Origin of the sequence: Anaerorhabdus furcosa, assembly GCF_900167375.1 — a bacterium.
In the GTDB taxonomy this organism is placed as follows: domain Bacteria; phylum Bacillota_I; class Bacilli_A; order Erysipelotrichales; family Erysipelotrichaceae; genus Anaerorhabdus; species Anaerorhabdus furcosa.
Map to the genome: position 1 here is coordinate 60,735 of NZ_FUWY01000002.1, position 19,611 is coordinate 80,345.

Below are 19,611 nucleotides of genomic sequence, written 5' to 3' on the forward strand. Positions count from 1 at the left end.
CATTTGATGTTACATAATCAGTAACGTGAATGAAACGTGGAAAACATAAGTAATCAAAATTGATGGTTAACTACCTAGAATCTAGGTGTTATTATCATGTCAAATTGATTATTTATTGAATTTCACATCTAGAGTATAAGCAGACTGTGAAATTACACGGTCTTTTATTTTGTAACTATCGTTAGAAGAGGGAAATATGGAAAAATTATTTGAACTAATAAAAAATAAACCAGAATTATACAAACAATCAAAAAATATATGGGAGGATTCTCATATATCAAAAGGGATGTTAGAAGCACATTTGGATACTGAATTTGAAGGAGCAACTCGCAAATTAGAAATTGTAGAAAAATCTATAGATTGGATATCTTCAATAGCACCAAGTAAGACATATCATAAATTGCTTGATTTAGGGTGTGGACCAGGGATTTATTGTGAGCGATTTAAAAACCAAGGATATGAGGTGGTAGGTATCGATATTTCGAAGCGTTCTATTGATTATGCGAAAGATTCTGCAATAAAACAAAATCTTAATATCCATTATATTCATGGTGACTATACAAATCATGAGTTTGATGAAAAGATGGATCTTGTAACCATGATTTATTGTGATTTTGGAGTCTTAGCACCAGATATAAGAGTAAACTTATTGAAGAAAGTACTTCATGTGCTTGATGAAGGTGGTGTATTTATCTTTGATGTATTTACTAAGGAACAGTATACAAATAAACCTGAATTTAAGAAGTGGAGTTTCAATGAAAGTGGGTTTTGGTGTGAAAAAGATCATTTATTGCTTCATGCTTTTTATCGTTATGAAAAAGAAAGTACATTTTTAAATGAATATATTATTGTACAAGAAGAGAATAAAAATATTGAATCTTATATGGTTTGGGAGCATGTATTTACTGAAGAAGAAATTAGGAATGATTTATTGAAGGCAGGTTTTAGCTCCTGTACATTCTATAATGAACTTTGTGGTGAGTTATATACTGGCAAGGGAAATACTATGGCAATTGTAGCAAGAAAATAGTTTGTATTAATCCAATTGATATGTAACGACAAATGCGTTACAATGATGACATGAAAGAAGGTATGATTGTGAAAAAAACAGCAACTTTAAATTTAAGAGTAAATCCTATTGTAAAGGAACGGGCGGAAGAAGTTTTAAACCAATTAGGTATTCCAATGTCAATTGCCATTGATATGTATTTAAATCAAATATCTATGACTGGCGGTATTCCGTTCGCTATTTCACTTCCTAAGCCTTCTCCTAATATCAACATTGAGGGTATGACAGATGATGAATTACTCAATAAGCTTAAACAAGGATTGAATGATGTTAAGAATGGTAATGTAGAAGATGCCCAAATAGCATTTGATAAATTTAAAAGAAAAGTAAAGCGTGAAAAAATATAAAATTAAAATAACAGAAAATGCTCTTATAGATATGGGAGAAATCTATAACTACATTGCTCTTGATTTGTTGGTACCTGAAATAGCGATTAAACAGTATTCTAGAATAACAGATAAAATTATGAGTCTAGTTACATTACCAGAACGATTTGAGATAATTCAAATGGAAGGACTTAATCAATTAAGAAGAATGAAAATTGATAACTACTTTGTATTTTATTTAATTCAAGATGACGATGTTATTGTAACTAATGTGTTATATAGTACGATTGAATTTAACCAATATTTTGATGTGAGTAAAACTTAAATACGAAATAAATAAGACTTTGCCTAGTATCAACTAAGTGCAAAGTTTTATTATTTATACTAATATAATATAAGAAGAAAATCTGATAAGCAGGATTAGGTGTGAAATTTGATTACTAATTTACAATGAGAATCAATTGTGAATGATGCAATTAATCTGGACTTGAATTTTATTGTACTTTTGATAAAAAGCAACCGATTTATCACAAGTTAGATGACCAAAATTTTGGACAAACCTATAAAAATGACAATGTAAAAAATATTTGATAGACGAAAAATCATTAAAATGACATGATTTAGTTACTCAAGGAGGATCATATGGAGATTGGAAAAAAGTTAAAAGAAGCACGTGTTAACTCCGGATTAACACAAGAAGATGTTGCGGATAAAGTAAGGGTAACAAGACAAACAATGTCCAATTGGGAAAATGAAAGAAGTTATCCCGATATCATCAACATTATTGAACTTAGTAGTCTCTATGGTGTAACTCTCGATGAGCTATTAAAAGGAGATGAAAAGATGATTGAACATCTAGAAGAATCGACAAATATTGTTAAAAGTAATAGACAACTTATTTTGGCGATTGTATTGAACATTTTATTAGTAATTACCTTTATTCTATTCAATGGAATCATTGAAACAAATCACTCATTTATATTTGTCGCAATGTTTGTTGGAATACTAAGTACAAGTTTTTTATTTTATCAAATTATTAAAAAAATATAGGAGGAAAAGTTATGTGGTATATCGGAATATTTATATTTGTGATGATGCTGGGTGCAGTCACTTTGGCATATCAAATGTTTAAAATGATTTATTTGGATGCGAAGAGTAGAGATTTGAAACATCCAGTATTTTGGGGAATATTTTCAATGGGTGGCAATAATGGTAGTGGTGGATTATTACTTTATTTATTAGGTAGAAATAAATATATCTCAAATATGAGTGAGACAGATCGGCGAGTTATGGAAAAACGTAAAAAATACGCATTAGTGTCACTATGTTTTATTGTTGTTGGAGCATTAGGTACGATGGCAACGGCTTTACTTAATGGTGTATTTTAAAATAATTCAAAAAGAGATGATCAAGTGAATAGATGATTATAAAAATTTAGACTAAGAATACAATTTATGAACTCAGGCAGGTTTTATTGGAATCGATCCTCATGATATTAAGTTGAGCACATGTAATGACAACAGGTCATCTTCAAAAAAGGTAGAAAGATATTTGAAAAAATAGTTTAAATCAAACATAAAAAATGAGATTTTCTAATAAAAGAAATCTCATTTTTATTTCATTATTTTTTTAATTCTTCAAACTTACTTTTCATTGTAGGATTCTTCCTAACAAGTTTCTTAACTGTTAGATCTTCAGCTTTATCATTTGCGATACGTAAGTTATTTTCAGAAGATAGTAAAGCTTCTTTGGTTTTTTGAAGGTGAGTAATTGTTTTGTCTATCTCGTCAATTGCAGTTGTGAACTTACGACTTGCAAGTTCAAAGTTTTTAGCGAAACCTGTTTTAAATGCATTGAGGTCATCTTCAAAATTAGTGATATCAATATTTTGTTCTTTCATTAGTGCTACTTCTTGTTTGTATTGTAGTGAATTAAGTGCTGCATTTCTAAGTAATGTAATAAGTGGTATAAAGAATTGTGGACGGATGACATACATCTTATCATATTCATAGGATACGTCGACGATACCAGTATTGTACAACTCATTGTCTTGCTCTAACATAGAAACAAGGATTGCGTACTCACATTTCTTTTCGTGTCGATCTTTGTCTAATTCTTTAAAGAAGTGTTCATTCTTTTTCTTGGTTGTTGTTTGGTCTTCTTCATTTTTCATTTCAAACATGATTGAAATGATTTCAATACCATGATCATCGTTTTCACGATAGATATAATCTCCTTTACTACCAGACTTGGCATCATTATCTTTTGAGAAACTTGCATTTCTAAAAGCAGTCATTCGCAGTTTGTTAAATTCAATTTCACAATGTTGCTCAAGTGATTCACCAATCATCTTGGTAGATTGTTTAGCTTTAAAATCTTTATAGAATGCAATAGTTTCTTCTTTTTGTCGTAGTTCAAGTTCAAATTTTTCCTTGATGGATGACTTCTCTATTTCTGTTTCTTTTTGAAGAAGTTCTATTTTATGTTGTGACTCTAAAAGTTCTCTTTCTTTTTGTGAAACAGCATGGTTAATTTCAAAGTTTTTATTTTCTTCTAAAGTTTGAAGTTTACTGTTGAGTAAGGCTATTTGTTTATCTCTTTCGATGATATCCTCACGCATAGATTTTTCTATGGCTGCAATTGCCAACTTTTCTGACTGATTACTTGCATCATTCTTAGCGCGTAATTCAAAAATTACTTGTTCCATTTTTGCGAGTTCTTTTTGCAATTGATTTTGTGATTTTTCTTCAACGAGTGCAATTTCACTGTTGTATTGTGCTTTTATCTGTTCTAATTTTTCATGAACTTCTTGATTGAATTCACTAGTACGTACTTGATTTAAAATATCTGCATAATTGACTTCATCAATTGTAAATACGGTGCCACATTGTGGACATTTGATTTCATGCATTTTGCTGGTCCTCCTATAACATATGATTGAGTAAATCATATCATAAAATAGGTATAAAGATGAAATGAGCTGTAGATTTATGATAAAGAATACATAGAGATAGAAATAACTCTTTAAAACTATAGATAAAAAGTATTTACGAATACTCTCTTATAGTGTAATATTAAGAACAATTCGAGGAGATTTACAATGTCAGATAAAATTATAGTACTTGATTTTGGTAGTCAATATAATCAGCTAATAGCACGTCGTATACGTGAGTTTGGTGTTTATAGTGAACTACATCCTAATACCTTAACAATCGATGAGATTAAAGCTATGGGAGATGTTAAAGGGATTATCTTTAGTGGTGGTCCAAATAGTGTTTATGATGAAGATTCATTTAAGTGTGACCCAGCTATCTTTGAGTCAGGATTACCTATTCTAGGAATTTGTTATGGAATGCAAATGACTCACTATATGAATGGTGGAGATGTTAAAGCATGCGAAACAAAGGAGTATGGTAGAGCAACAATTAAGGTATCAAATCAATCCTTATTATTTGATGGTTTACCACTTGAACAAACAGTATGGATGTCACATGGTGACCAAGTATCAAAACTTGCACCAGGATTCGTAGTTGATGCTTCAAGTGATACTTGTCCATTTGCTGCAACAAGCAATGAAGAAAAGAAGATTTATACAGTTCAATATCATCCGGAAGTTAGAAATTCTGATTTTGGTCTGGATATGCTAAAGAACTTTGTGTTTAAAATTTGTCATGCAAAAAATGATTGGAGCATGAAGAGTTTTGTAGACATGGAAGTAAGTAAAATTCGTGAACTAGTTCAACATGATAAAGTTTTACTAGCTCTATCTGGTGGAGTGGATTCATCAGTAGTTGCTGCACTACTACATAAAGCAATTGGTGACAACTTATATTGTATGTTTATTGATCATGGATTACTTCGTAAAGGTGAAGCCGAAAGTGTAATGCAAATGTTTGGCGAAAACATGAAAATCAATTTAACAAAAGTTGATGCATCAAAACGCTTCTTAGATAAACTAAAAGGTGTAAGTGATCCAGAGGCAAAACGCAAAATTATTGGTAATGAATTTATTTATACCTTCGATGAAGAAGTGAAGAAATTAGTTCAAGGTGAAAATATTAAGTGGTTAGCACAAGGAACACTCTATACAGATGTTATTGAAAGTGGTACAAAAACTGCACAAACAATAAAATCACACCACAATGTAGGTGGGTTACCTGATGATATGCAATTCAAATTAATTGAACCATTGAATACATTGTTTAAAGATGAAGTACGTGCCTTAGGAGTTGAACTCGGTTTACCAGAATCAATGGTATGGAGACAACCTTTCCCAGGACCAGGACTAGGCATTCGAGTGTTGGGAGAAATTACGGAAGAGAAATTAGAAATTGTTAGAGAATCAGATGCAATTCTAAGAGAAGAAATTGCAAATGCGCATCTTGAAAGAGAAATTTGGCAATATTTTACATGCTTACCAGATATTCGTTCAGTGGGTGTTATGGGTGATCAAAGAACATATGACTACACAATTGCGATCCGTGCAGTTACATCAATTGATGGAATGACAGCAGACTGGGCAAAAATACCATATGAAATTCTAGATAAAATTTCTACACGAATCGTAAATGAAGTAAAGAATGTAAATCGCGTTTGCTATGATATTACTTCTAAACCACCAGCAACTGTTGAGTGGGAATAATTTATTTCTTTATAGAGAATCTCGATTTTTATCGAGATTTTTTACGTATTACCACTGAAAAATATTAAAATACAGGATTATAAAAAGAAGTTGCTTATTTAGTTAATGATTTTCAATGAGGATTAGTGAAATTTATTCTCAGGGTAATTATAAAATAGTATAATTAAACTATAATTCAACATGGGGAGGATATATCAGTGATACCTAAATATAACGAAATGTACAATGAATTGTTAACAGTTTTGAGTGAGGGAAGTGATTTCAAATTTAAAGATTTAGTTGAGAAAATCTCGGATGATTTACAGCTTACTGAAGATGAAAGAAATGAACTAATGGGAAATAAAAAATCATCAGTAATCTATTATCGCTTAGCTTGGACGAAAACATATCTAGTAAAAGCAGGTTTAGTTGAGTCAGTAAAAAGAGGAGTGTACAAAATAACAAAAGAAGGAAAAAGAGTAATCAATTTGGATAAGAAGATTGATAACCAATTTCTGATGAATTATCCAAGTTTTGTTGATTTTTTTCGCCCTGCTAATTTAGGCGATTTATCTAATATAGAAAAAATTGAAGAAATCAACAATACAAATACTCCTGATGAGAGTATAGAAAGTGCAATTCGGATTATTAACGCAAGGTTAAGTAGTGAGCTACTAGAAATAATATTTTCGAAAAATCCTCGGTTTTTTGAAAGTCTAGTCTTGGATTTATTAGATAAGATGGGATATGCATTTAATAAAGAATCTATTAAAAGTACATCATACACAAATGATGAAGGGATAGATGGAATAATTGAAGAAGATAGATTTGGCTTTAATAGTATTTATACACAAGCCAAGAGGTGGACTGGTGTTGTAGGAAGACCAGAAATACAAAAATTTCTTGGTGCAGTTGCTGGACAAGGTGGTACAAAAGGTTTATTTATTACAACCTCTAGATTTAGTGAGGATGCAATTGCATTTGCTGAAAAGCAATTACAAGTTAAGCTGGTTTTAGTGGATGGTGAAAAATTAACAGAATTGATGATTAAGTATGGATTAGGTGTTAGTGTTATTAAAACGTACGAATTAAAGCAAATAGATAATGATTATTTTGAAGAAGAAATATAGAAATTAAAATATATGGTGGAACAAAAAGCAAAGTATAGTTGCTCTAAATGTGGCGGTATAATATCTATGCATGATAAAGAATGTAGTGAATGCAAAGAACCAATGGTGGAGTAGAATGAGAAAAGGATTAAATTTTAGAACAATGGAGTATCAAAATGAGTATTATGAAACTTATGATGAATCCCTAAAACTGATAAACTCTAACATAGTGGAAGTGTATGTTCCAACTACTTTTGGCGATAGTCATGTGATCTGCAGTGGAAATAAAGAAAACCCACCTTTAGTATTACTCCATGCAGCAAGTTGTGGGTCACCAATTTGGTATAAGAACCTTCCATTTTTGAGTCAATATTTCAGTGTGTATGCAATTGATTTGATAGGAGAATCATCAAAAAGTATTCTTACAAAGAAAATGGCAACAGCATATGATAATGCAACATGGTTGGATGAAACATTAAATGGTCTTGGGTTGAATAAGGTTCACCTTTGTGGGCTTTCAATTGGAGGATGGAATGCTGCTAATTATGCAGGTTATTTTCCTCAAAAAGTTGAGAAGTTGATTTTGCTTAGTCCAGTTCAAACATTTGCGAAAATGCATATCTCCTTTTTTATGAAGATTATGAAAATGGGATTTCATCCAACTAGAGAAAATGTTGAAAAATATATTGGATGGGGAAATGAAAAGGAAGAGCCATTACCGGATAGTATAATTAAACAATTTACGATTTCGGTGATGAACATGAATGCAAACGCGAGTTTTCCTAAGTGGCTTAAGAAAGAACATCTACTCAATATCAATATGCCTGTGTTGGTTTTACTTGGAGAAAATGAATTTGCATTTTCAATCACACAAGCAACAAAGCGTGCGAAAAGTTCAATCTCAAATTTAAAACTAGAAATTATAGAAGAAGCATCTCATTTGTTACCAGTCAGCAAACCGGATTACATTAATCATAAAATACTAGAATTTATACAAAAAGAAGGCGAATTGAGATAAGATTCTTGACCTTTCTCTTATTGAGATAGGTCTTTTTCTTGTGATTTAGAAATGCTAGAATAAAAATATAAATAAATATCACTTGAAACAACATAAATAATCTATATTTGCAATTACTTTGTCACAACTTATAAAAAATCAGTCTAATTTATAGAAAGGAAGAATGGTAAGATTATGGAAAGAGACAAACTAGATGAGACAATATCACAGGCTTTAATGGGTGATAGTGGGGCACTAGAAAAGGTTTTGTTGGAAGTACAGGATTTAATATTTAATTTATCCTTAAGGATGTTAGGAAGTGTTGCGGATGCTGAGGATGCTACTCAGGATATTTTAATACGCATTGTGACACATTTATCCTCATTTCAAGGAAAATCAGCATTTAAAACTTGGGTGTATCGTATCGCTACAAATTACTTAATTGATTACAAAAAGAGTATGTTTTCTGAGCATCCGTTAGATTTTGATTTTTATTCCAATGATATTAAATTAGGTTATGTTGATGATGTAGAAGAAATTATGTTGGGTGTAAGCAGGGAACAATTAGCCGATGAATTAAAATTGTCTTGCACCAATGTTTTGTTGCAATGTTTGGATCCTCAAACACGATGTATTTTTATTCTAGGAACAATGTTTAAAATAGATAGTAAAATTGCTGGAGAAATCCTAGGTATCTCTCCTGATAATTATCGTCAAAAGTTATCAAGAGCTAGAAAGAAAGTAGGCGATTTTCTCGCAACGCACTGTGGCTTAACTGAAACAGGTTTTTGTTGTTGCAAAAAAAGAGTTGAATACGCAATACAACAACATCGATTAAATCCTGAAAATCTAGAGTTTCAGAAATTGAAAGTTTTAAACAATGATTTACTATTTGAATACAAAGATGCTATGGAGAAAATAGATGATCAAACATTGATCTTTGAAGAGTTACCAAATTATAAAGCACCTGTTGAATGCAAAACATTTATAAATAATTTGTTGCAATCAGAGAATATGAAGAAAATAATGAATTTTAAAAGTGGAGAGACATATGATTAATACAAAGTTAATACTGGATTATCTTAAAGAATTAAAAAGAAATAATAACAAAGAATGGTATGCAGCACATAAAGAAGAACGTAAAAGAGCAGAAGAAGAGTTTGAAAAATTAATACAAGAGTTAATTATGAGGATTGGAAAATTTGATAAGAGTATTCTACATAATAATCCAAAAGATTTAACATTTAAACTTGTAAGAGACACTCGTTTTAGTCATGATAAATCGCCATACAATCCTACATTTAGAGCTCATATTTCATCGAAGGGAAAACTTCCTATACCTGTTGGTTATTTTATATCGATAAGTCCTGATCATATGAGTTTTTTGGGTGGTGGACTGTTTGCGGATATGTTTAGTGATGCAACAGAAATGATTAGAAATTATCTTGTTCTTCATCCTAAGAAATTTTTGCAAATAATTAATGACAAAGAATTTATGAACTATTTTTCTGTTTTAGGTACTAAGTTAAAAAATGTTCCAAAAGGATATGATCCGGATAGTGATGTTGCAGAGTTTTTAAAATATAAAAGTTTCTATCTAGAATCATATATTCAGGATAGTGAAATTCTTAATGCAGAGTGCTTTATTGATGATGCAGTTAAAAAATTTGAAGCTATGGTTCCATTTAATACGTATTTAAATAAAGCACTAAAAGAGTTTCAAATGCCTTTGAGATAGGTATTAAATTTGTAGATAAAGGTTAAAACTATCCTTTTCTTAACAAATATGATATACTATGCAATGTACATACAGTAACAAATAGCGAGAGAGCGATACTTAAATGTATCGCTTTTTATTCGCTTGTTGAAAAGGAAAAATATGAAATTTAACACATTAAGCATCAATGAATCAATTTTAAAAGCAGTAGAAGAAAAGGGTTATTCTGAACCAACGCCCATTCAAGAAAAAGCAATACCACATGCCTTGTTAGGTAAAGATATCTTAGGTTGTGCACAAACGGGTACAGGAAAGACTGCAGCATTTTTAATTCCAACGATTCAAAAATTAAAGAAACATGACCCAAGTAAGATAAGAAGTTTAATCTTAACGCCAACAAGAGAACTAGCAATACAGATAGAAGAAAACTTTCTTGAGTATGCTAAGTATACAAATATAAAAAGTGCAATCATCTTCGGTGGTGTTCCACAAAAACCACAAGAAAAAGCAATTCGTCAAGGAGTTGACATTGTTGTTGCTACCCCTGGTCGTTTGCTAGATTTAATGAAACAAAAAATCATTCGCATCAATGAAATTGAAGTGTTTATCTTAGATGAAGCAGACCGTATGTTAGATATGGGATTTTTATTTGATGTAAAACGAATTATTGCTGCTATACCACAAAAGAAACAAACACTTTTCTTTAGTGCAACAATGCCAAAGGAAATAAAAGAACTAACACAAACATTACTACATGATCCTGTAGTAATTGAGGTTACCCCACCATCATCTACCGTAGATATTATCAAACAATCTCTTTATTATGTTGATAAAGCAAATAAAAAGAATTTACTCTTAAATCTATTGAAGAAAGAAAAAGTAGAAAGTGCGTTGGTATTTACACGTACTAAAAACAATGCAAATCGTTTAGGTAAGTTTTTAGAAGCTGCGCATGTTAAAGTAGGTATTCTTCATGGAAATAAATCACAAAGCGCACGTCAGATTGCCTTGTCAAAATTTAAGAATGGCGAAATTAAAGTTTTAGTAGCAACAGATATTGCGGCAAGGGGAATAGATATCAATGAGTTAAGTCATGTATTTAACTATGATATTCCTACTGACACAGAAGCTTATGTTCACCGTATAGGAAGAACTGGTAGGGCAGGAAATGATGGAACATCAATTTCATTTGCAGATATAGATGAACTTGATTTAGTGAAAAATATACAAAAACTAATTCGTCAAAATATACCAGTAATCAAAGAGCATGATTATCCAATGATGGTTATGGAACCAACACCAAAGAAGAAATCAAGAAGTTCTTCTCCAAAAACTAGAAGTACAAAACCAGCGAATACAAAATCATCAAGTTCAAAAGTGACTAGCAATAAAACTAACAAGGATGAAAGAGTTAGTAAGAATAACAAGAGTAAAAGTACAGGTGATAAAAAATCTGAGTACAAACCTTATCAAAAAAAGAAGTCGAATAAGACAGCAGAAAAAAATTATGCAAGTAAACCGAAGGCGAATCAACAAAGAAAACCGAAGCAAGCAACTCGGGGAAGATAAGTTAGGAGAAACTATTTATGGCTATAACCAACCGCAATCAAATCCAACTTGGTGCTTCTGTACAAGTTGTACAAAAACAAGATCAAGCAACAGGTAAGTTAACAAAAGGAATTGTTACCCGTATATTGACCAATTCACCAAATCATCCGCGAGGTATTAAAGTTATGCTTGAGGGTGGAATTGTGGGAAGAGTCATGCAAGAGGAATCATAATTGATAAATATAAAATAAATCCAGTATAGATTTTGCTGGATTTTTTTTTGAATGATGTATTGCGAGTAGTAACCGAAGTCTATGAAGCGTATTGAGAATATAGAATGATCTAATAACAAATTTAAATGAAGATGATTTTCTTATGAAGTTAGCATAATTTGCTTGTTCATGCTATAATTCCAATATTGCGTTTGGAGGTAAAAATTATGATAGGTACAAACAATATTAGTGTTCGTTTTGGACAAAGAACACTTTACAAGGAAGTAAATATAAAATTTACAAATGGGAACTGTTATGGACTTATAGGTGCTAATGGTGCAGGAAAAAGTACATTTTTAAGAGTTCTAAGTGGAGAATTACAACCAGATACTGGTGAAGTATACATGGGAAGTAGAGAAACACTTTTTACATTGAAGCAAGATCATTTTGCTTTTGAAGATGAAAAAGTAATGAATGTTGTCTTACGTGGGAATGAAAGATTACATCATATCATGGAAGAAAAAGAAGCATTGTATGCTAAAACAGATTTTACTGATGAAGATGGTGAGCGTGCCGGGCATCTTGAAGCTGAGTTTGCAGAGCTTGATGGATGGAATGCTGAAAGCCAAGTAGCTATATTACTTAATGGTCTAGGAATAGATAGCGATTATCATGAAAAATTCATGAAAGAATTAACTGGAAGTGAAAAAGTAAAAGTATTACTGGCACAAGCATTATTTTCTGGTGCTGATACATTACTTCTAGATGAACCTACCAATGGGTTAGACATTAAAGCAATTTCTTGGTTAGAACATTTCTTAATTAACTATGAAAATACAGTTATCGTTGTTTCACATGACCGACACTTCTTAAATAAAGTATGTACACATATTGCGGATGTTGATTTTGGTGAAATTAGAATTTATTCAGGGAATTATGATTTCTGGTATGAATCAAGTCAATTGATGGCGAAACAATTAAAAGATGTAAATCGTAAAAAAGAAGATAAAATCAAAGAATTAGAAGAATTCATTGCACGATTCTCTGCAAATGCATCAAAGTCAAAACAAGCAACTTCTCGTAAGAAGATTTTAGATAAAATAGTATTGGATGATTTAAAACCATCAACACGTCGCTATCCATTCATTGATTTTAAACCAGCAAGAGAATCTGGAAAACAAATATTAAATGTTGAAGGATTATCAAAGACAATTGAAGGTGAAACAATATTAAATAATGTGAGTTTCTCTTTACTACAAGATGATAAAGTAGCTTTAGTTGGAAATCCTGTTGCGTGTACTACGTTATTAAAAATCATTAACGGTGATATGGATGGAGATAGTGGTGAGTTTAGTTTTGGACAAACGATTACACCTTCCTATGTCCCAATGGATAATTCTAAATATTTCGAAACAGATGATGATATTTGTACTTGGTTATCTCGTTATACAGATAACGATGATATGTCATTTATAAGAGGGTTCCTAGGAAGAATGTTGTTTACTGGGGAAGAAGCATTGAAACAAGTAAAAGTATTATCGGGTGGAGAAAAGGCACGTTGTATGTTAAGTAAAGCGATGCTTGAATCACCTAACTTAGTTATGCTAGATGATCCAACAAATCATCTTGATTTAGAAGCAATCACATCCTTGAATGATGGTCTTATAAATACAAAAGCTGAATTGCTGTTTACTTCACATGACCACCAGTTCTTACAAACAATCGCGAATCGAATCCTAGTGATTCGTGAAGATGGTACGATGCAAGATTATCGTTGTACATATGATGAGTATTTAGAAAAAGAATTAGGAATTGAAGAGTAAATTAAGAATTAATCTATTATTGATTCTAAACATAATAAAACCGATTATCATTTTGATAATCGGTTCTTTTATTTGTTTAATTGTTTAATTTCTTCGAGTAATTCAGGAAGTTTAGTACTCATTTCTTCGTCACTGAATTGGCATGTACCAACAACTTTATGGCCACCACCACCATATTTGAGCATTAATTTTCCAACATCAACAGTGCATGTTTTATTTAAAACACTATAACCAACTGCAGCACTACAACCTAATCCACCTTTACCATTGACGATCCAAACAGAAAGATTTGCATCTGGATATAGACTATAAATTAGGAAACGGTTTCCTGCATAAATTGGGTTAAGACCTCTTAAGTCAGAAATAATCGTATTGCCTTCAATAAGAGTATGAGCTTTTACCATTTCGATAAACTTATCATTTTGTTGCCAATACAATTCCACTCTTTCTTGAACATCTTCAAGAGAAAGGATTTCCTCAATTGTATGATTAGCGCAATAAGTTATCATATCTTCCATAAGCGCATAATTACTAATTCTAAAATCTCTAAATCTACCAAGTCCGGTTCTTGGATCCATAATAAATCCTAAGAGTACCCAATCTTTTGGGTGTAAAATTTCTTCAATTGTTAAATTTGCACTATCAACTTTATCTACTGCTTCTAATAAAGCTTCAAAATTAGGAAATGCTTCAGCACCACCATAGTAATCATAAATAACATGCGCACAACTTGGGCATAATCTACTTTCACCAATGTATTTACTTTTGTAAGCATTTCTTTCTGTCTCACTCGAATGATGATCAAACCATAGTCCGCAACCCTCTACATAAGGAACATTTGCTAAACAATCATCTTGTCCAATTTCTACAATACCATCTTGTAAATCTTTTGGATGGACAAATTTAAAGTTGTCTATAATTCCTTTATATTTCAGTAGAACGGCACAAGCTAAACCATCAAAGTCTGATCTTGTTATCAGTCTCATGTTTGTACCTCCATCTATAAATACAGTATACCACTATGGTACCAAAATGATACTTCATAAATTTAAAATCAAGCAATAGTTTATGCTTGATTCAGTGTCTATAAATAACAATTTTCTTTAGTTCATGCCATAAAATGTTGAACCAATAAAAGCAATCACAATCGTGATAACGAATCCAACGATGATAATAATTCCAAAGAATCTTAAAGTATCAATAATAATACCAGCAAGTTTCTCGGTATTACTTACCTTTTCAACAACTATATTTTGGATATCATTATCAGCTAAATCATCTAAACTAACTTTAAATAGAATAGATAATTGCTTAGCGTAATTCAAATCAGGTGAAGTTTCATCTAATTCCCATTTAGAGATAGTTTGGCGAGTAACATTTAATTTTTCTGCTACATCTTCTTGGGATAGATTGTTCTTTTTTCTTAATTCATATAGTTTTGTTCCAATACTCATAAATTTTACTCCTTTCACTAGAAATTGTATTTAATTCAGTAAAACCACTCTACCAATTCCCGGTGGAAAGTACGCAATTTTTCTTAACATGCTCTGTTTACTGGCATATTAAGAAAGAATATTTTGGTAAAACTATTTCCTGGGTAAGATTTATTTCGTTTTTTGTGATTAGATTTGTTAAATTTGGTGGTAATGATAGTTGGTTGGTATTAAGGGTAACATCATGTTCATCAATATTAATAAATACATAAACCGACTTATTTTCATAAGTTCGTTTGTAAACTAAATGCTTGTTCATAATAAGAAGTGTTTTGAAATCTCCCCAAGCGAGAACATCTGTATTTATGCGAATTTGTATTAATTTGCTTATTGTTGTGGTTAAGTCATTCCATTGTGGAGAGTCAATAAATGGCCGCAAATTATCATCACTTCCTTTTTGTTTCAGTCCTTCAATTCCCCATTCAGATCCATAGTAGATACAAGGAATTCCAGGCATTGTGCAAAGAATAGCATAAGCAAGTGGTAAGTGTTCTTTAGTTTTAAGATTACTTGCAAGTCGTGATACATCATGATTATCGACAAAGCTAAGTAGATTAAGTCCTTTGTATAATGCATAAGGATCATTTGAGAATTGACGGTTTAAAGAATGAGCAATTTCGAATAGATTCATATCATTTAGACTTGAGTAAATTCCTTTAAAACATTCATAGTTAGTACAACTATCTAACATCTCAGGATTTACTATTCTTCTATATTCACCAGAGATAATTTCACCAACTAAAAAGAAATCCGATTTTTGCTTGTAAACGAAGTGATGTAGCCTTTTTATGAAATCTGGATCTAAACAATATGCCACATCCAAACGCAATCCATCAATATCAAATTCATTAATCCATTTAGCAACACTTTCTAATAAATAGTGAATGACTTCTTCATTTTTTAGATTTAATTTTACAAGTCCAAAATGGCCCTCCCATCCCTCATAGTAGAAACCATCATCATAATTAGAATTTCCATCGAAATGAATATAAAACCAGTCTTTGTAAATAGAATTTTGTTTATTTTTAATTACATCTTGAAATGCCCAAAATCCTCGACCAACATGGTTAAAAACACCATCGAGAACAATACGAATATTGTTTTTCTTTAATTCATTGCATACCTTTGCAAAATCTTCACTAGTTCCTAGTCGACAATCAATCTGTTGATAATCACGAGTATTATAGCCATGAGAGTCTGACTCAAAGACAGGTGTAAAATATACAGCATTTACATTTAACTTAATTAAATGTGGAATCCAAGCATTAAAGCTTGTAATTCTTGATTGTGTGAACCCATCATTAATTTTAGGTGCACCACAAAAACCGAGTGAATAAACTTGGTAAAACACACATTCATCAAACCACATAGAAATCTCCTTTATTATTTGTATTTAACTTTGTTATGTAAATTATAATAGATTAAAGTGATTAAGTGAATAATAGATGTTAAGCATTGAGGTTAAATACTTGAATTAGAATAATCATAGTGTACAATCTAAGGTATGGAGGAAATGAAAATGAAGTTTAAAATGATTCATGAAAATTACAACGTAAAAGATTTAGAGAAATCACTATCTTTTTATAATGAGGCATTAGGATTAATTGAAAAAAGAAGAAAGGTTGCGGGTGATGGATCTTATATTATTGTTTACTTAGGTGATAGTCAAAGTGACTTTGAACTTGAATTAACATGGCTAAAAGATTTTGATCGCCCTTATGATTTAGGGGATTGCGAATTCCATTTAGCATTCCAAACTGATAACTATGAAGAAGCATTTAAGAAGCATAAAGAAATGGGTTGTGTATGTTTCGAAAATCCATCAATGGGTATTTACTTTATCGAAGATCCAGATGGCTATTGGTTAGAAGTAGTACCAACTCGATAATATGAAAATCACATATATTGGTCATAGTGGTTTTCTAGTTGAATTAGAAGACAACTATCTTTTGTTTGATTACTTTGAAGGAATTATCCCTAATCTTGATCAAAGCAAAGAATTGATTGTCTTTGCAAGTCATAATCACCATGATCACTACAACCCAAAAATTTGGAAATTGAATCATCCAAATGAAAAAACAAGATACATTTTATCTTCGGATATTCCACTTGTGGATAATAAAATGAAAAATGTTTATGAAATGAATCCAAATGAAATGCTTCAACTTGAAAACATAGTTATAAGAACCTTCAAATCAACCGATGAAGGAGTAGCGTTTCTTGTAGAAATTAACCACAAAATCATTTATCATGCGGGTGACTTAAATTTATGGAAATGGGAAGAAGAAAGTGATGCTTACAATAAAAAGATGGAAGCTCAGTATCTAAAAGAAATAGATTTGATTTCTCCATATGGTATTGATATCGCTTTTTTACCATTAGATCCAAGACAAGAAATTTATACTGAAGGTGGTATTGAAGCGTTTGTGGATAAAGTAAAAGTGAATCAAATATTCCCAATGCATTTTTGGAAAGATTACAGCGTAATTCAAAAATACAATCAAACGCATAGTATCAAAGTAAATGAAATTACTTATGAGGGACAAGAATTCAATATCTAAAAGAGAATCGAAAGATTCTTTTTTTTGTTCATATTGACACTTATCGATATGATGATATAATCTATATATCGGTAACTATCGATTTGAGGTAATTATGAAATACAATGAAATCGCAGTACTATTCAAAGCTCTATGTGATGAGAATAGAGTAAAAATTATGGAATTATTAAAAAATGGCGAGAAATGTGCCTGTATTCTTTTAGAAGAATTGCAAATAAGTCAGTCAACACTATCGCATCATATGAAAATTCTAAGTGAAAGTGAAATTGTAATTGCTCGAAAAGACGGAAAGTGGACTCATTATTCGATTAATGAGCACAAGATAAATGAGGCAAATGCATACCTAATGACCTATTTGACAACAAAAAAGGATAAGGATTGCTCATGCAAATAATAGAAAATATTTTATTGTTTATCCAAAATCAAGTATTGGGTATGAGGTGGTTGAATGATTCTATTGGCTATGTTTTAGAGTTAATTGGAATTGATATAACGACAAGAATAGGTGGAAGTATCCAATTCTTTGTTTATGATGTAATTAAAATCTTATTATTACTCTCTATCTTAATTTTTATTATTTCTTATATACAAAGTTATTTCTCGCCAGAGAGAACAAAACGAATTCTCGGAAAGTATAAAGGAATATTCGCCAATACATTAGGAGCTCTTTTGGGAACAGTGACCCCATTTTGTTCCTGCTCATCAATACCACTATTTATAGGATTTACAAATGCAGGACTACCCTTGGGTGTTACATTTAGCTTTTTAATTAGTTCTCCATTAGTTGATTTAGGTGCGTTCATTTTATTGGTAAGTATTTTCGGATTTGAAATTGCATTGATTTATGTTGTGGTAGGATTAATACTTGCAATCGTAGGGGGTACTTTAATTGATAAGTTAAAGTTAGATAACTATGTTGAAGATTATGTTCATCAAATTACTTCAATAAATATAGAAGAACCTAATTTATCTAAAAAAGATCGCATAGAATATGCAAAGGAACAAACATTTCAAACTGTTAGGAAAGTTCTTGTTTATGTCTTAATTGGTGTAGGAATAGGTGCACTTATTCATAATTGGATACCTCAAGAATTCATTCAACGTATTTTAGGAAGTGAAAATCCATTCTCAGTTATCATTGCTACGCTTGTAGGCTTGCCCATGTATGCTGATATATTTGGTACGATTCCAATCGCAGAAGCATTATTTGTAAAAGGTGTTGGCGTAGGTACGATTTTATCATTCATGATGGCTGTTACAGCGTTATCACTTCCATCAATAATTATGTTAAGAAAAGCTGTGAAACCAAAGTTACTAATTATTTTTGTGGGTATTGTTACAGTTGGAATCATTATCATTGGTTATTTATTTAATGCATTGCAGTTCATGTTCATTTAGGAGGAAGAAAATGAAATTATTTAATTTAGGAAAAAAAGAAGAATGTAGTTGTCAAAACAGAAATGAAAATCCAAACGCAAGAATTCTTGTCTTGGGAGCATGTTGTAAAAAAAGCCAAGATTCTTACGCAAATGTTTGCCAAGCAGTTAAGGAATTAAATTTAAATGAAGAAGTTTCTAATATAGGAGATAATGGAATGATTGCGAGTTTTGGAGTAATGCAAACTCCTGCATTAGTAATTGATAAAAAAGTAGTAACTTATGGAAAACTTATTACTTGTGAGGATGCAAAGAAATTTATATTAGATTCGGGTATGGTAAATGGATAAATTGAAAATTGCTTTTGTGTGTGTTCATAATTCATGTCGAAGTCAAATCGCAGAAGCACTTGCGAAGAAATATATAGCAAACCAATATGATATTTATTCTGCTGGAACTGAGGTTAAACCCAGTATAAATCAAGATGCCGTAAGACTGATGAAAGATTTGTACTCAATCGATATGGAAAAGGAACAGTATTCAAAACTTATTGATGAAATACCACCTGTAGATATTGTGATCACAATGGGCTGTAATGTGAATTGCCCATATCTTCCTTGTTCATACAGAGAAGATTGGGGTCTAGATGATCCTACAGGAAAAGATGATGAAGAATTTAAACGCATAATTTTACTTATTGACAAATATGTCAAGGAATTAGGGAATCGTCATTTTGAAGTCCTAAAATAAGTTGAAACT

23 protein-coding genes and 1 pseudogene are annotated in these 19,611 nt (G+C 31.2%); 20 read left to right on the top strand and 4 right to left on the bottom strand.

Annotated elements, in window-relative coordinates:
* Positions 1 to 196 precede the first annotated feature (196 nt).
* The 5 genes from B5D14_RS03395 to B5D14_RS03415 all read left to right on the top strand — a co-directional run bounded on the left by B5D14_RS03395 (position 197) and on the right by B5D14_RS03415 (position 2,783).
* A complete protein-coding gene (locus tag B5D14_RS03395) occupies positions 197 to 1,030 on the top strand; it encodes a class I SAM-dependent methyltransferase (protein WP_078711190.1) in 834 nt (277 codons plus the stop codon).
* Between the two features lie 68 nt (positions 1,031 to 1,098).
* A complete protein-coding gene (locus tag B5D14_RS03400; RefSeq protein WP_078711591.1) occupies positions 1,099 to 1,416 on the top strand; it encodes a type II toxin-antitoxin system RelB/DinJ family antitoxin in 318 nt (105 codons plus the stop codon).
* Positions 1,403 to 1,720 carry a type II toxin-antitoxin system RelE/ParE family toxin gene (locus B5D14_RS03405; RefSeq protein WP_078711191.1) on the top strand — a complete coding sequence of 106 codons (318 nt, stop codon included), beginning with the start codon at positions 1,403 to 1,405 and terminating at the stop codon, positions 1,718 to 1,720. The genes B5D14_RS03400 and B5D14_RS03405 overlap by 14 nt, the downstream gene beginning before the upstream one ends.
* A gap of 317 nt (positions 1,721 to 2,037) precedes the next feature.
* Positions 2,038 to 2,445 carry a helix-turn-helix transcriptional regulator gene (locus B5D14_RS03410; protein ID WP_078711192.1) on the top strand — a complete coding sequence of 136 codons (408 nt, stop codon included), beginning with the start codon at positions 2,038 to 2,040 and terminating at the stop codon, positions 2,443 to 2,445.
* Positions 2,446 to 2,456: 11 nt separating this feature from the next.
* A complete protein-coding gene (locus B5D14_RS03415; RefSeq protein ID WP_078711193.1) occupies positions 2,457 to 2,783 on the top strand; it encodes a hypothetical protein in 327 nt (108 codons plus the stop codon).
* Between the two features lie 233 nt (positions 2,784 to 3,016).
* Here B5D14_RS03415 and B5D14_RS03420 read toward each other — a convergent pair whose 3' ends face one another.
* Positions 3,017 to 4,306, bottom strand: coding sequence for a DUF2130 domain-containing protein (locus B5D14_RS03420; protein WP_078711194.1), 1,290 nt, complete (start codon positions 4,304 to 4,306; stop codon positions 3,017 to 3,019).
* Between the two features lie 189 nt (positions 4,307 to 4,495).
* Here B5D14_RS03420 and guaA point away from each other — a divergent pair, with 189 nt between their 5' ends.
* From guaA to B5D14_RS12420, 9 genes and pseudogenes are all read left to right on the top strand, one after another.
* Positions 4,496 to 6,037 (top strand): glutamine-hydrolyzing GMP synthase, encoded by a 1,542-nt coding sequence (guaA, locus tag B5D14_RS03425; RefSeq protein ID WP_078711195.1) that lies wholly within the window; start codon positions 4,496 to 4,498, stop codon positions 6,035 to 6,037.
* Positions 6,038 to 6,234: 197 nt separating this feature from the next.
* Entirely contained in the window at positions 6,235 to 7,146 is a 912-nt protein-coding gene (locus B5D14_RS03430) for a restriction endonuclease (protein WP_078711196.1), read from the top strand.
* A 115-nt stretch (positions 7,147 to 7,261) separates the two neighbouring features.
* Positions 7,262 to 8,143, top strand: a complete 882-nt coding sequence (locus B5D14_RS03435; protein ID WP_159443709.1) for an alpha/beta fold hydrolase — start codon at positions 7,262 to 7,264, stop codon at positions 8,141 to 8,143.
* 174 nt (positions 8,144 to 8,317) lie between these two features.
* Entirely contained in the window at positions 8,318 to 9,181 is an 864-nt protein-coding gene (locus tag B5D14_RS03440; protein ID WP_078711198.1) for an RNA polymerase sigma factor, read from the top strand.
* The gene (locus tag B5D14_RS03445; RefSeq protein ID WP_210188157.1) at positions 9,174 to 9,860 is read left to right on the top strand and encodes a DUF2461 domain-containing protein; all 687 of its coding nucleotides are present in this window, start codon (positions 9,174 to 9,176) and stop codon (positions 9,858 to 9,860) included. The genes B5D14_RS03440 and B5D14_RS03445 overlap by 8 nt, the downstream gene beginning before the upstream one ends.
* Before the next feature lie 141 nt (positions 9,861 to 10,001).
* Entirely contained in the window at positions 10,002 to 11,408 is a 1,407-nt protein-coding gene (locus B5D14_RS03450; protein WP_078711199.1) for a DEAD/DEAH box helicase, read from the top strand.
* Between the two features lie 17 nt (positions 11,409 to 11,425).
* Entirely contained in the window at positions 11,426 to 11,620 is a 195-nt protein-coding gene (locus tag B5D14_RS03455) for a YwbE family protein (RefSeq protein ID WP_078711200.1), read from the top strand.
* A 206-nt stretch (positions 11,621 to 11,826) separates the two neighbouring features.
* Positions 11,827 to 12,366: pseudogene (locus B5D14_RS12415) on the top strand (ATP-binding cassette domain-containing protein); the annotation flags it as partial.
* Between the two features lie 123 nt (positions 12,367 to 12,489).
* The gene (locus tag B5D14_RS12420) at positions 12,490 to 13,422 is read left to right on the top strand and encodes an ABC-F family ATP-binding cassette domain-containing protein (RefSeq protein WP_425351955.1); all 933 of its coding nucleotides are present in this window, start codon (positions 12,490 to 12,492) and stop codon (positions 13,420 to 13,422) included.
* Positions 13,423 to 13,490: 68 nt separating this feature from the next.
* Here the strand turns inward: B5D14_RS12420 and B5D14_RS03465 are convergent, their stop codons facing one another.
* The 3 genes from B5D14_RS03465 to B5D14_RS03475 form a co-directional block, all read right to left on the bottom strand.
* Complete coding sequence (locus B5D14_RS03465; RefSeq protein ID WP_078711202.1) at positions 13,491 to 14,408, bottom strand: exopolyphosphatase; 918 nt, start codon at positions 14,406 to 14,408, stop codon at positions 13,491 to 13,493.
* 117 nt (positions 14,409 to 14,525) lie between these two features.
* The gene (locus B5D14_RS03470) at positions 14,526 to 14,876 is read right to left on the bottom strand and encodes a helix-turn-helix transcriptional regulator (protein ID WP_078711203.1); all 351 of its coding nucleotides are present in this window, start codon (positions 14,874 to 14,876) and stop codon (positions 14,526 to 14,528) included.
* Positions 14,877 to 14,973: 97 nt separating this feature from the next.
* A complete protein-coding gene (locus B5D14_RS03475) occupies positions 14,974 to 16,284 on the bottom strand; it encodes an alpha-amylase family glycosyl hydrolase (RefSeq protein ID WP_078711204.1) in 1,311 nt (436 codons plus the stop codon).
* Positions 16,285 to 16,434: 150 nt separating this feature from the next.
* Between B5D14_RS03475 and B5D14_RS03480 the strand changes: the two genes are divergently transcribed.
* The 6 genes from B5D14_RS03480 (at position 16,435) to B5D14_RS03505 (ending at position 19,602) form a co-directional block, all read left to right on the top strand.
* Positions 16,435 to 16,803, top strand: a complete 369-nt coding sequence (locus tag B5D14_RS03480; RefSeq protein WP_078711205.1) for a VOC family protein — start codon at positions 16,435 to 16,437, stop codon at positions 16,801 to 16,803.
* 1 nt (position 16,804) lies between these two features.
* Complete coding sequence (locus B5D14_RS03485) at positions 16,805 to 17,476, top strand: MBL fold metallo-hydrolase (RefSeq protein WP_078711206.1); 672 nt, start codon at positions 16,805 to 16,807, stop codon at positions 17,474 to 17,476.
* Between the two features lie 94 nt (positions 17,477 to 17,570).
* Positions 17,571 to 17,870: an ArsR/SmtB family transcription factor gene (locus B5D14_RS03490; RefSeq protein ID WP_078711207.1), complete on the top strand. Its 300-nt coding sequence runs from the start codon at positions 17,571 to 17,573 to the stop codon at positions 17,868 to 17,870.
* Positions 17,861 to 18,874: a permease gene (locus B5D14_RS03495; protein WP_078711208.1), complete on the top strand. Its 1,014-nt coding sequence runs from the start codon at positions 17,861 to 17,863 to the stop codon at positions 18,872 to 18,874. The genes B5D14_RS03490 and B5D14_RS03495 overlap by 10 nt, the downstream gene beginning before the upstream one ends.
* 10 nt (positions 18,875 to 18,884) lie before the next feature.
* Positions 18,885 to 19,202, top strand: coding sequence for a thioredoxin family protein (locus B5D14_RS03500; RefSeq protein ID WP_159443710.1), 318 nt, complete (start codon positions 18,885 to 18,887; stop codon positions 19,200 to 19,202).
* A complete protein-coding gene (locus tag B5D14_RS03505; protein ID WP_078711210.1) occupies positions 19,195 to 19,602 on the top strand; it encodes an arsenate reductase ArsC in 408 nt (135 codons plus the stop codon). Before B5D14_RS03500 ends, B5D14_RS03505 begins: the two co-directional genes overlap by 8 nt.
* Positions 19,603 to 19,611: the final 9 nt, after the last annotated feature.

What these genes read in the sequence shown, in the direction of transcription:
- B5D14_RS03500 (WP_159443710.1), top strand. Translation starts at nt 18,885, where the DNA reads ATGAAATTATTTAATTTAGGAAAAAAAGAAGAATGTAGTTGTCAAAAC.
- B5D14_RS03490 (WP_078711207.1), top strand. Translation starts at nt 17,571, where the DNA reads ATGAAATACAATGAAATCGCAGTACTATTCAAAGCTCTATGTGATGAG.
- B5D14_RS03410 (WP_078711192.1), top strand. Translation starts at nt 2,038, where the DNA reads ATGGAGATTGGAAAAAAGTTAAAAGAAGCACGTGTTAACTCCGGATTA.
- B5D14_RS03420 (WP_078711194.1), bottom strand. Translation starts at nt 4,306, where the DNA reads ATGCATGAAATCAAATGTCCACAATGTGGCACCGTATTTACAATTGAT.
- B5D14_RS03415 (WP_078711193.1), top strand. Translation starts at nt 2,457, where the DNA reads ATGTGGTATATCGGAATATTTATATTTGTGATGATGCTGGGTGCAGTC.
- B5D14_RS03485 (WP_078711206.1), top strand. Translation starts at nt 16,805, where the DNA reads ATGAAAATCACATATATTGGTCATAGTGGTTTTCTAGTTGAATTAGAA.
- B5D14_RS03435 (WP_159443709.1), top strand. Translation starts at nt 7,262, where the DNA reads ATGAGAAAAGGATTAAATTTTAGAACAATGGAGTATCAAAATGAGTAT.
- B5D14_RS03470 (WP_078711203.1), bottom strand. Translation starts at nt 14,876, where the DNA reads ATGAGTATTGGAACAAAACTATATGAATTAAGAAAAAAGAACAATCTA.
- B5D14_RS03455 (WP_078711200.1), top strand. Translation starts at nt 11,426, where the DNA reads ATGGCTATAACCAACCGCAATCAAATCCAACTTGGTGCTTCTGTACAA.
- B5D14_RS03395 (WP_078711190.1), top strand. Translation starts at nt 197, where the DNA reads ATGGAAAAATTATTTGAACTAATAAAAAATAAACCAGAATTATACAAA.
- B5D14_RS03450 (WP_078711199.1), top strand. Translation starts at nt 10,002, where the DNA reads ATGAAATTTAACACATTAAGCATCAATGAATCAATTTTAAAAGCAGTA.
- B5D14_RS03475 (WP_078711204.1), bottom strand. Translation starts at nt 16,284, where the DNA reads ATGTGGTTTGATGAATGTGTGTTTTACCAAGTTTATTCACTCGGTTTT.
- B5D14_RS03445 (WP_210188157.1), top strand. Translation starts at nt 9,174, where the DNA reads ATGATTAATACAAAGTTAATACTGGATTATCTTAAAGAATTAAAAAGA.
- B5D14_RS03480 (WP_078711205.1), top strand. Translation starts at nt 16,435, where the DNA reads ATGAAGTTTAAAATGATTCATGAAAATTACAACGTAAAAGATTTAGAG.
- B5D14_RS03440 (WP_078711198.1), top strand. Translation starts at nt 8,318, where the DNA reads ATGGAAAGAGACAAACTAGATGAGACAATATCACAGGCTTTAATGGGT.
- B5D14_RS03465 (WP_078711202.1), bottom strand. Translation starts at nt 14,408, where the DNA reads ATGAGACTGATAACAAGATCAGACTTTGATGGTTTAGCTTGTGCCGTT.
- guaA (WP_078711195.1), top strand. Translation starts at nt 4,496, where the DNA reads ATGTCAGATAAAATTATAGTACTTGATTTTGGTAGTCAATATAATCAG.
- B5D14_RS03505 (WP_078711210.1), top strand. Translation starts at nt 19,195, where the DNA reads ATGGATAAATTGAAAATTGCTTTTGTGTGTGTTCATAATTCATGTCGA.
- B5D14_RS03495 (WP_078711208.1), top strand. Translation starts at nt 17,861, where the DNA reads ATGCAAATAATAGAAAATATTTTATTGTTTATCCAAAATCAAGTATTG.